This is a genomic window from Paraburkholderia sp. (assembly GCF_034668105.1).
Classification (GTDB): Bacteria; Pseudomonadota; Gammaproteobacteria; order Burkholderiales; family Burkholderiaceae; genus Paraburkholderia.
Map to the genome: position 1 here is coordinate 1 of NZ_JAXDPY010000275.1, position 9,403 is coordinate 9,403.

7 protein-coding genes and 2 pseudogenes are annotated in these 9,403 nt (G+C 63.1%); 6 read left to right on the plus strand and 3 right to left on the minus strand.

Annotated features, from left to right (window positions below; translation table 11 throughout):
- Positions 1-260: pseudogene (locus QOC89_RS12805) on the plus strand (hypothetical protein); the annotation flags it as partial.
- 50 nt (positions 261-310) lie between these two features.
- Here QOC89_RS12805 and QOC89_RS12810 read toward each other — a convergent pair.
- A pseudogene (locus QOC89_RS12810) lies at positions 311-514 on the minus strand (transposase); the annotation flags it as partial.
- Between the two features lie 160 nt (positions 515-674).
- Between QOC89_RS12810 and QOC89_RS12815 the strand changes: the two are divergent.
- Positions 675-1,841: a porin gene (locus QOC89_RS12815; protein ID WP_323045348.1), complete on the plus strand. Its 1,167-nt coding sequence runs from the start codon at positions 675-677 to the stop codon at positions 1,839-1,841.
- Between the two features lie 143 nt (positions 1,842-1,984).
- Here QOC89_RS12815 and QOC89_RS12820 read toward each other — a convergent pair whose 3' ends face one another.
- Positions 1,985-2,950 (minus strand): LysR family transcriptional regulator, encoded by a 966-nt coding sequence (locus QOC89_RS12820; RefSeq protein WP_323045349.1) that lies wholly within the window; start codon positions 2,948-2,950, stop codon positions 1,985-1,987.
- A 237-nt stretch (positions 2,951-3,187) separates the two neighbouring features.
- Between QOC89_RS12820 and QOC89_RS12825 the strand changes: the two genes are divergently transcribed.
- Genes QOC89_RS12825 through QOC89_RS12840 form a run of 4 tightly spaced genes read left to right on the plus strand, consistent with a single transcriptional unit; the run spans position 3,188 to position 8,010 of the window.
- A complete protein-coding gene (locus tag QOC89_RS12825) occupies positions 3,188-4,528 on the plus strand; it encodes an MFS transporter (RefSeq protein WP_323045350.1) in 1,341 nt (446 codons plus the stop codon).
- 10 nt (positions 4,529-4,538) lie between these two features.
- Positions 4,539-5,318 carry an SDR family oxidoreductase gene (locus QOC89_RS12830; protein WP_323045351.1) on the plus strand — a complete coding sequence of 260 codons (780 nt, stop codon included), beginning with the start codon at positions 4,539-4,541 and terminating at the stop codon, positions 5,316-5,318.
- Between the two features lie 59 nt (positions 5,319-5,377).
- The gene (ilvD, locus tag QOC89_RS12835) at positions 5,378-7,105 is read left to right on the plus strand and encodes a dihydroxy-acid dehydratase (RefSeq protein WP_323045352.1); all 1,728 of its coding nucleotides are present in this window, start codon (positions 5,378-5,380) and stop codon (positions 7,103-7,105) included.
- The gene (locus tag QOC89_RS12840) at positions 7,102-8,010 is read left to right on the plus strand and encodes an NAD(P)-dependent oxidoreductase (protein WP_323045353.1); all 909 of its coding nucleotides are present in this window, start codon (positions 7,102-7,104) and stop codon (positions 8,008-8,010) included. The genes ilvD and QOC89_RS12840 overlap by 4 nt, the downstream gene beginning before the upstream one ends.
- A gap of 574 nt (positions 8,011-8,584) precedes the next feature.
- Here QOC89_RS12840 and QOC89_RS12845 read toward each other — a convergent pair.
- Positions 8,585-9,343: an SDR family oxidoreductase gene (locus QOC89_RS12845; RefSeq protein ID WP_323045354.1), complete on the minus strand. Its 759-nt coding sequence runs from the start codon at positions 9,341-9,343 to the stop codon at positions 8,585-8,587.
- Positions 9,344-9,403: the final 60 nt, after the last annotated feature.

A 9,403-nucleotide genomic window follows, 5' to 3' on the forward strand; every position in this document is an offset into this window, starting at 1 on the left:
GCCACATGGAATTCCTTGGAGAAGTAGACGCCCGCACCCAGCTTCTTCCTGCCATGCCTTACGCGCGACCGGGAGACTACGCGCCCGCGTCCGGCTACTGGTCGGCGACAGGCGAAAGCATCGAGCGCCTGGGCGGCTATCACGAAGTGTTCGTGAAGGAAGGTGATTCGCTGCCGAATCTGCCAGGCGATAGGGGTGTCGACCCTTTCAGCTTCAGGTGGAAGTACATGGGCGAACACAGTCAGGCCGCAGGAAAATAGCGTCGCGTCGCCTCGAAGCAACTTGCGCTCAGCCAACGTTGCGTTTGCTAGTAGACCAGTTCCCACGGCGGAAAGTTGTTCGGCAGCATACGCCACGATGCACCGCCTCGCGCCATCTAGCGCAGGGCGTTGAACATTTCGCGCAGTTCGTATCGGCGCTGCGGTGCGTCTTCGTTCATCCAGGTGAGGTACGGAGCCGTGAAGTTCCATTCCTCGTCCGAAGCATCCATCGTGTATGGCTTGCATTCCTTCATTCCGCCAGGTCTGACCGGAAGTGCCTCACACGCTCCAGCAGCCATCACGCGATTGTCGCTTTCATATTCATCGAAGAATTAGTTGGTTTGCCCACGCAAACCCGTCTCGTATCGTTTCGCCAGTTTTAAACAAATACAACATCGAAACGGGAATCTGAAAATGAAACGACTTTCTCTCCTCGCCTTGCCCGCGGGCCTTCTGCTCGCTACCGGCGCTCAGGCGCAAAGCAGCGTCACGCTGTACGGCATCGTCGACGCCGGTATTGCCTATGTGCACAACGCGCAAGGCGCGAATGGCCAGAATCAATCGACGCTCGTGAAGTTCAATAGCGGCAACATGTCCGGCAGCCGCTGGGGCCTCAAGGGCACCGAAGACCTGGGCGGCGGACTGGCCGCGGTATTCCAGCTCGAAAACGGCTTTAACGTCGGCACGGGTACGTTGGGTCAAGGCAGCCGCGAATTCGGGCGCAAGGCGGTGGTCGGCCTCTCGAGCGGTACGTGGGGCGCGGTCACGCTGGGACGTCAATACGACCCGGTCGTCGATCTGGTTCAAGGCCTGACTGAAGACAACTACTTCGGCGGCGTGTTCGCTTCGCCCGGCGACCTCGACAACTACGACAACAGTCTGCGTGTGAGCAACTCGGTCAAGTACGTGAGCCCGCTGTTCGCCGGCTTCCAGGTCGAAGCACTGTATGGCGTGGGCGGCGTGGCCGGGGCAACCGGCAGCGGTCAGACGTACAGCTTCGGCGCGGCCTATGCGAATGGCCCGCTGTCGCTCGGCGCAGCCTATTTCTACGCGAACGGCGGCAACACCACCGCGGCGAATGTGCGCACGTGGACCAGCAGTTCCGATTCGCTGTTCAACACGGTGATCAACTCGGGCTTTGCAAGCGCGAAGTCGATTCAGATCGTGCGTGTCGGCGGACAGTATGTGATCGGCGCGGCCACCATCGGCGCGGCTTACTCGAACACGCAGTACGCAAACGATGCGTTCTCCGCGTTCCACGACACGGCCAGGTTCAACAACGGTTCGGTGTTCTTCAACTATCAGATCACCCCAGCCTTGCGCACCGGTGTGGGTTACAACTACACGTCGCTCACCGGTCCGAGCTCGGCGCACTACAACCAGGTCAACCTGGGTGCGGATTACGCGCTGTCCAAGCGCACCGAACTGTATGCGCTGGCCGGCTACCAGAAGGCGAGCGGCAATACGCTGAACGCGAGCGGCAAGGTGGTGAGCGCACAAGCCTCGATCGGCAGTTATGGCGTGAATTCAGGGACGAACAGCCAGGAATTGGCGGTGGTGGGCATCCGTCACAAGTTCTGATTGTTTGTATGAACGGGCCGGTTACCTTGCTGGCAACCGGCCTTCCGAAGGTCTTCCTGATGCCTTCCAAACACCTTCAAAAAGCACAAAGGTGAGAACATTCGGGAGGCGGCGCACCATCGCAATACGTGAGCCGCGCCCCATCACTCCGCCTCACCCTCCAGCAATTCCGACGACGACTCCCGCAAGCATTCGCTGAACAGATCCGCTGCCGGCGCCGCGGTATCCGCGCGCCACACCAGCACGACTTCGCCCAGCGGTTCGAGCGGCGCGAGCGGCAAGACACGCATGCGTCCACGGCTCACGTGATGCCGCGCGACCGACAGTGGCAGGATCGACACGAAGTCGCCGCCGATCAGCAGCGACAGATTCAATGTCAACGAACTCGATTCAACCGCGCCGCGATCGAGCGGAATGCCGTGCTCCGCTAACGTCTCCGCGAGCGTCGCGAAAGCGGGGGAGCCGCGCAGCGGCGTAATCCAGCGCGCCGGGCGCAGATCGTTCCAGCTCACCGGCATATCCACCTTGCCGAGTGGATGGCTCGCCCCCACGACGAACACGAACGGCTCGCGATGCAATGTCTGCTGGCTCAACAAGCCCGGGTTGCCGGTGATGCGGTTGCGGCCGAGCGCCAGATCGAGCTCGCCTTCGTCGAGCATCTTGATCAGCTTGTCGAGCGTTGCTTCCACGAACGACAGCGTCGCCGACGGCGCGCGCCGCATGAACAGTTCGACCGCATGCGCGATCAGCGGCTGCGGAATCGTGACCACCGCGCCGAGGCGCACATGACCGGCTGTGCCGGTGGTCAGCGCACTAACGTCGCGGCGCGCCAGTTCAATGTGCCGGAGGATTTCGCGGCCACGCGCGGCCATCACTTTACCGATGCTGGTCAACTCGACCGCATTGCCGACCCGTCGCGCGACCGGCACGCCGAGCGCCTCCTCGATTTCGCCGATCTGTTTCGAAATGGCCGGCTGTGTCACGTGGAAGGCGGCCGCGACCCGCGTCACCTGGCCAAGCTCCGCAAGACTCACCAGGATTCGCAGATGCGGCAGCTTCAGGCCGCTGCGGAAGAAGCGGTCGATTGCGTCGTTTTCGGCGGTTGCCATCAGTGGATACTCGATGCACATAACTTAACAGTAATGACCTGCGCCCAAACGGTGATTTGCCGTATGGCGCTCAATCCGGCTAATCTTCAATATCGGCAGGACGGTAGAGCGTGAAGCGGGTGAGTCGAGGATAGCAGCTACGCTGCGATCGCATGACTCAGGGTATAACCGGAGCCGCTCCATGCGCCGCATCGCCGCGACCACAGCGCGCATTCAAGCGCGCGGAAGGAGACAAGTATGAGCACCCCTCTATACGGCGGCGCCGAGCGGCCCGCTGTGCCTGATGAACCGTCGGAACCGGCAGAATCCGCTGAACGCGCGGCGTTGTATCGAAAGCTCGCCTGGCGCATCGTGCCGTTTCTGTTTCTCGCCTTCATCGTCGCGTATATCGATCGCGTGAATGTGAGCTTCGCCAAGCTGCAGATGCTCACGGATCTCTCGTTGAGCGAGACCGTGTACGGCGCGGGCGCCGGCATCTTCTTTCTCGGCTATTTTATCTTCGAGGTGCCGAGCAACCTCATCTTGCATCGCGTCGGCGCACGTGTCTGGATCGCGCGGATCATGGTCACGTGGTCGATCGTCTCGTGTCTGACGATGTTCGCGAGCGGCGCGACCTCGTTCTACGTGCTGCGTTTTCTGCTCGGCGTGGCCGAAGCGGGCTTCTTTCCAGGCATCGTGCTGTATCTGTCGACGTGGTTTCCGTCGAACCGGCGCTCGCAGATCATTGCGCTGTTCATGGCGGCGATTCCAGTGTCCGGCGCGATCGGCGGCCCGGTGTCGGGTTGGATCATGCAGCAGCTGGCAGGCGTGCACGGACTCGCCGGCTGGAAGTGGCTGTTTCTGATTGAGGGGATCGCCTCGCTGATCGTGGGCGTTGCGGCGTTCTTTGTCTTGCACGATCGCATCGAGTCGGTGAGCTGGCTGAACAGAGAAGAAAAGGCGTTGCTCGCACGCGATCTCGAAGCAGACGCGCAGACTCGCGCGCATCAAACGGTACGCGGCGCGTTCACCAATCCCAAGGTGTGGCTGCTCGGCCTGCTGTATTTCTGCATCGCGATGGGCAACTACGGACTCGTCTTCTGGCTGCCGACCATGATCCGTGCAAGCGGTGTGGTGAGCGTGGCGAATATCGGTTTGTTGTCGGCGGTGCCGTCGCTGATCAGTGCAATCGCGATGATCCTTATCGCACGTCACGCCGACAAGCACGACGAACGGCGCAAGCACGTCGCGGTGTGCGCCGTGCTGGGGGCCGCCGGCATGCTGGCCTCGGTGCTGCTCGGTCAACACGTATGGCTTTCCATGGCGGCGCTGGTGGTCGCGGCGATCGGCATCAATTCGATTGCGCCGGTGTTCTGGGGCATTCCGACCGCGCTGATGGGCGGCGTGGGCGCGGCGGCGGCCATCGCGGTGATCAACTGCACCGGCAATCTGGCGGGCTTCGTGAGCCCGTACGTGATCGGCTTCCTGAAAGACACGACCGGCACCTTGCTGCCCGGCATGATCGTGCTCGCCTGCGCGTTGGTGCTGGCCGCGGTGATTGTGATGGCCATGCCGGCGGCGCGCAAAAAATCAGCATGAGGAGAGCAGCATGACGCAGCAGGTTTGTATGGTCACCGGGGCGGCCACAGGTATCGGCGCGGCCACCGCATTGCGCTTTGCGAGGGCCGGTTGGGCAGTGGCGATCGGCAACTTCGACGACAGCACGCGCGAAGCGGCGCTGGCTGTCGAAGCGCAATGCCGGCAACTCGGCGCCGAGACGCTGGTGTTCGATGCCGATGTCGGTTCCGACGCCGCGTGTGTGCAAGCGGTCGATGCGGTGGCCTCGACGTGGCAGCGCCTCGACGCGCTCGTCAACTGCGCCGGCACGACGCGGTTCATTGCACACGGCGATCTGGCCGCCGTCGACGATATGGAATTCGAGCGCGTGTATCGCGTGAACCTGATCGGCATGTTTCAGATGACGCGCGCCGCGGTGCCCGTGCTGCGCGATTCGTCGACTGCTTCGCACAGCACGGCGGTGATCAATATTTCGTCGCTGGCCTCGCTGAACGGCACGGGTTCTTCGATTGCCTACGCGGCCTCGAAGGGCGCGGTCAATACGTTGACACTCTCGCTTGCGCGCAATCTCGCCCCGCGCATTCGCGTGAATGCGCTCGCGCCCGGCATGGTCGACGATGGCTTGCCGCGTCGCGTGCTCGGCGAAGAAGCATACGCGAAGATCGTCGACAGCATGACGACGGTCGCGCCGCTCAAGCGCGTGTCGCAACCCGGCGAGATCGCCGACCTCGCGTGGTTCATCGTTGCGCATGCGCCTTCGATGACCGGCCAGGTGATCGCCGCCGAGAACGGCATGCTGCTGAACGGCTGAACGGCTGAACGGCTGAACGGCTGAACGCATCGAGCAGACGCACACGTACAGGAAAAACCATGAGCAATCTCCACAAACATCGTTCGCGCACCGTCACCGAAGGCATCACGCGCACGCCGCATCGCGCGTTCCTGCGAGCGACCGGCATGGACGACGCCGCGATCGAAAAGCCCTTCGTCGCGATTGTCGATACGTTCGGCGAGAACACGCCGTGTTCGATGTCGCTCGCCGCCGTTTCCGACAACGTGCGCCTCGGCGTTGCGGCGGGCGGCGGTGTGCCGATTCGTGGCTCGGCGATTTCGGTGTCGGACGGCACCTCGATGAATCATTCGGGCATGCGCTTTAGCCTCGTGTCGCGCGAGATCATCGCGGACAGCGTCGAGGTGTTCGTACGCGCGCATTGCTACGACGCGTTCGTCGGCGTGGCGGGCTGCGACAAGACGTTGCCCGGCATTCTGATGGGCATGGTGCGGGTGAACGTGCCGGGCGTGTTTCTGTTCGGTGGCGCGATGCTGCCGGGCATCGCACCGGACGGCACACAAGCGACGATCCTGACCGCGATCGAAGCAGTCGGCGCGGCGCAACGCGGCGACATGTCGCTCGAAACTTTGCGCGGCATCGAGAAGCGCTGCACGCCAGGTGCGGGTTCGTGCCCTGGGCAATTCACGGCGAACACGATGGCGATGGTCGCCGAAACGCTCGGCCTTGCGCCGCTCGGCTCGGCGATGGTGCCCGCCGTCTACAGCGAGCGTATTGCGATTGCCCGGCGTGCCGGCGAAACGGTGATGAACACGCTGAAAAACGGTGGTCCGCTGCCACGCGATCTGGTCACGCGCAAGAGCCTGGAGAATGCGTGCGCCGCGGTGGCCGCGACTGGCGGCTCGACCAATGCCGCGCTGCACATTCCGGCGATCGCGCATGAAGCGGGCATCCGCTTTACGTTGGACGATGTGTCCGAGGTGCTCGCCCGCACGCCGTTGATTGGCGATTTGCAGCCGGGCGGCAAGTACCTCGCGCTGGATCTGTATCACGTCGGCGGCGTGCCCGCCGTGCTGAACGCGCTGCTCGCGGGCGGTTATCTGCATGGCGATACGCTGACGCAAACCGGCGAAACGCTCGAAACCGCCTTGAAGGCGTTTGCGGGTCCTGACGGACGCGTGGTCCGTCCGCACAATGAGCCGCTCAGCGACAACGCCGGGCTGGTCGTGTTGCGCGGCAACCTCGCGCCGGACGGCGCGTGCCTGAAGACAGCGGGACTGAAGTCGCTGGTATTCAGCGGAACCGCGCGCGTGTTCGAAACCGAAGAGGCGTGCATGTCGGTCGTGTCGAAGCGCACCTATCAGGAAGGCGACGTCCTCGTGATCCGCAACGAAGGGCCGAAGGGCGGCCCTGGCATGCGCGAGATGCTCAGCGTGACGGCGGCGATCTACGGTCAGGGAATGGGCGAGAAAGTCGCGTTGCTGACCGATGGCCGTTTCTCGGGCGCGACGCGCGGCATGTGCATCGGCTACGTTGGACCGGAAGCGGCGGCCGGCGGTCCGATTCGCTTGCTCAGAGACGGTGACCGGATCCATATCGACGCGCACAAAGGCACGCTCGACGTCGAATTGAGCGATGAGGAACTCGCGCGGCGCAGCAAGGAGGTGGTGCCGTTCGCGCGTGGCCGCCTGGGCGGCGTGCTGGAGAAATACGAAGCGCTGGTGCGGCCGGCGAATCTCGGCGCGGTGACGCATTCGGGTGCGGTGGACTGGCCGTATGAGGCTTCGATCGGTGAGGATGAGGCATGAGCGCCGGCGTCGTGCAGGATGTCGCGCGAGTGGGATTCTGCGGTATCGGCAAGATGGGTGGCCCGATGGCATTGCGGCTGATCGCGGCCGGGCATGCAGTCAGGGTGTGGAATCGGTCGCCGGGGAAGATGGCGGAATTGACGACACAGGGTGCCGTTATCAGTGCGTCGCCCGCGCAGTTGGCCGAGGCCAGCGATGCCGTGATGCTGTGTCTCGGCGACGCTCAGGCGGTTGAAGACGTCGTCTTCGGTGCGCAAGGACTCGCGCACGCATCAATCGCACCGCGTTTTCTAATCGACCATTCGACGATCGCACCCGCCGAAACCCGGCGCTTCGCGCAACGTTGGCACGAACTGACGGGCGGCGCGTGGATCGACGCGCCTGTGTCCGGTGGCACAGCAGGCGCAGCCGCGGGCACGCTTGCGATCATGTGCGGCGGCAGCACGAACGATATTGCCGCAGTCGAACCGTTGTTGCGCGCCTATGCCTCGCGCGTCACACGCATGGGCTCCACGGGCGCCGGACAAGCGACCAAGCTCGCGAACCAGGCGATTGTCGTGACGACGATCGCGGGTATTGCTGAAGCCTGTGTGCTCGCTCAACGCGCCGGCATCGACGCGGCGTCGATGCCGGCCGCCTTGCAAGGCGGGTGGGCCGATTCAGTGCTATTGCAAACCTTGATGCCACGGATGCTGACACCGCCGTCGAGTCCATCGGGCACGATCAAAACGATGTTGAAGGATCTCGACGCTGTGGCGGAGTTGGCGCGCGAAGCTAACGCGCCGTTGCGCGCTGTCGCTGAAGTGCGCAGGATTTTGCAGGAAGCCGTGGAACGGGAACTCGGTGATGAAGATATCTCGCAGATCGTTCAAGTTCTGCTCGATCAGCGAGTGATGCAGTTGTGAGTAAGCGGAGGGCACTGAGCAACGAGCAACGAGCGGTGAGCAAGGAGCAAGGAGCAAGGAGCAACGGGCAACGGGCACTGAGCGGCAAACGCGAAGGCCGCTCGCACCGCCCGGCCCACCCTCTTCTTACCTGGGTATGCAGATTGCCCGGACCCATCCAAAGGTGAGGGTTTGCGGGAGTAGCCTTTTCTGCACCCTCGGTGCCACGCCCAGCATGCCTTCGCGGCCTGTCCCCAAACGCTGAAGGTGAGCGTTTTCGGGAGTCGCCGGATGTGCGCTGCGCGCCTGGTCCCGACCGCTCCGCGTTAAAGGTGAGACTTTTCGGGACCAGACGCGCGCATCGTACAGCGACTGTGCGAATCGTCCGATACCACGTTCCATATTGAAAGCGTTGCGCCTCTACGCCGCTTGATCGACATCGATCTTCCTGAGCCGCGCTATTGGCGGAGCGTATTTGCGTGCCGCACGATGAGATCAGAGGCCGGGCGCGACGCAATGGTTATCGCGCCCGGCGTATGACGATCGGCATATCAGCCGAAAGGTGAGGTTTTACGGGAGCCTGAAGCTTGCCGCATCAGCCCTGCTTCGCGACCTCGCGAATATCGGCCACCGGCGTTTGCCCGAATGCGTCGCTGAACGCGTAGTCGAGCAGTTGGGTCGCGCATTGTTCGGGCGTCGACAACTGGCCGTTACGTTTGAGGTCTTCGAATCTTTCGCGCATCGGAAACTGCTCGATGCCGCTGCCGCGAATTTCCGCCTGCATGTTCGTATCGATCACGCCTGGCGCGAGGCTGCAAATACGCAGCGCGCGATTCGCGTCGAGTGCCACGGCGCGTGCGTGATGATCGAGCGCGGCTTTGGTTGCGCAGTAGATGCTCCAGCCGGGATAGGCATTGCGCGCCGCGCCGCTGGAAATATGCACGATGCGCCGGTCGGTTGCGTCGACGCTGGCGGCGGTCACGGCGGCCGCCAGCATCAGCGGTGTGGTCACGTTCAGGCTGACGGCGGTTGCGATGTCCGCGGCGGCCTGGCCTTCGATCGGACCGATCGGCTGCACCATGCCCGCGTTGTTGATCAACAGGACGCTCTGCGCACCGCTGACGAAGCCACGTAATGCATCGGTTGCAACCCACTGCGCGACGCGCGTAGGGTCGGCAAGTTCGAGTTCGATTTCTTCGAGCAGGGCCGGGAAACGGTCTTTCAGCGTGGCGTGACGCGAGCGGGACAAACCCAGCACCGCGACGCCACGGGCCAGCAGTTGTTCAGCAAGAGATGCACCGAGGCCGCGATTATGGCCGGTGACGATCGCGCGGATCGGAGAAGAAGAGGTCATGTCGTTTACTTGTGATCGTGGGCTGGCGAGGCCGCTATTTTCTCACGCAATGTTTGCAAC